Annotated in this window: 2 protein-coding genes; both read right to left on the bottom strand. The window is 67.0% G+C overall.

Annotated features, from left to right (window positions below; translation table 11 throughout):
• Positions 1–39: 39 nt before the first annotated feature.
• Positions 40–870, bottom strand: coding sequence for a metallophosphoesterase (locus tag JYJ84_RS35700; RefSeq protein ID WP_122945135.1), 831 nt, complete (start codon positions 868–870; stop codon positions 40–42).
• A 25-nt stretch (positions 871–895) separates the two neighbouring features.
• Positions 896–1,825 (bottom strand): FAD-binding oxidoreductase (locus JYJ84_RS35705; RefSeq protein WP_205190215.1); only part of this gene is annotated, 930 nt, incomplete at its 5' end.

Raw genomic sequence — 1,825 nt, forward strand, 5'->3', positions numbered from 1 at the left:
CGAAAAAAGGCCGCGCAATGCGGCCGGGCGGGCCGGCGTTCAGCCGAGTTCGACGACCTTGTCCCACGCGAACGCGGTATTTTCCAGTTCACCGGTGCGCCGGTGGATGTAGCCGCGTGGATTGCACACCACGCGTGTGCCGCCGTCCGCCACATAATCGAATGACGTATGCGTGTGGCCGTGGAGCCACAGATCCACCGGCGGCCGCACGAGTTCCGCCATATCCGTGACGAATCCCGCCGACGCAAGATCTTCCGCATAGCGCTCCGCCAGCGAGCGGCGGTGCGGCGCATGGTGGGTGACGACGATCGTCCGGCCCGCGAACGGCGTCGCGAGCTGCATTTCCAGCCACGCGCGGCTGCGTCGATGCAGCGCGATTGCGTCAGCCGGCGAGAAATCCCGTTCCGGCGTGCCCGGCGCCGCATGCAGCGCCGCGTCATGCGGCCAGGTCACCTGGATCAATCCCTTGAAATCGAGCATCACGCGCAGCCCGGCCTCGATCGAGCTGGCAAGGCTGGCTTCGTCGGCGCCGAACAGCGAAAAATCGGCCCAGAGCGTCGTGCCGAGCACGCGGAAACGCTGCGCGGGATCGACGTAGACGCCGTTGTTCAGGTAGTGCACGTTGTCGAGCGCCTGCGCCGCATCGCGCATCGCCGTCTCCAGCGCGCCGAATTCCCCGTCGTAATACTCGTGGTTGCCCGGCACGTAGATCACCGGCACCGCGGGGTCGAACGTTTCGGCGGCCCAGCGCAGGCCTTCCGCGTGATTGTGGATGTCGCCGGCCAGCACGACGAGATCCGCGTCGGCATGCGGGATCGCGTCGGGCAGGTTGCTTTCGAGATGCAGGTCGGACAGGACGCGGATTTTCACGGGCTAGGCTCCGGAGTGGGCGGCTTCAGCGCAGGACCTTGCCGGGGTTCATCAGGCCGCGCGGGTCGAGCGCGGTCTTCAGCGTGCGCATCAGCGTCGTTTCGACCGGCGACTTGTAACGCTGCGCGTCGTCGATCTTCAGCTGGCCGATGCCGTGCTCCGCGCTGATCGTGCCGTGGTGGCGGTGCACGTTGTCGTAGACGATCCGGTTGATCGGCGCCTGGAACGCGGCCAGGAACGCTTTCGGGTCGCCGCCTTCGGGCATCTGCACGTTGTAGTGGAGATTGCCGTCGCCGAGGTGGCCGAACGTGACCATCCGCGCGCCCGGCGCGGCCTGCTGGATCGCCGCGTCGGTCTCGTCGATGAAGCGTGCGATCGACGAAATCGGCACCGCGATGTCGTGCTTGATGTTGAGCCCTTCGTCTGCCTGCGCGAGCGGGATGTGCTCGCGCAGGTCCCAGAACGCGCGCGACTGCGCAAGATTTTCCGCGACCACCGCGTCGACCACGAGCCCGGCCTCGAACGCTTCTTCCATCAGTTTCTCGAACAGCGTGCGCGCATGCGCTTCGCTTTCGTTGTCGGATAGCTCGAGCAGCACCGTCTGTGCATGCGTCTGCGCGAACGGGTAGCGCAGTTGCGGGTAGTGCTTGCCGACGAGCTGCATGCAGAAGTCCGACATCAGCTCGAAGCCGGTCAGCAGCGGCCCGGCGGCGCGCTGCGCGAGCGCGAGGAAGTCGAGCGCCGCGTGCGGCGATTCGAGCGCGGCGAGTGCGGTGACCTGCGCGGCCGGCAGCGGGTGCAGCTTCATCACGGCCGCGGTGATGATGCCGAGTGTGCCTTCCGCGCCGATGAACAGGTCGCGCAGGTCGTAGCCGGTGTTGTCCTTGCGCAGTCCGCGCAGGCCGTCCCAGATCTCGCCTTGCGGCGTAACGACCTCGAGCCCGAGACACAGCTC

This window comes from Burkholderia sp. LMG 13014, assembly GCF_905232215.1.
GTDB lineage: Bacteria > Pseudomonadota > Gammaproteobacteria > Burkholderiales > Burkholderiaceae > Burkholderia.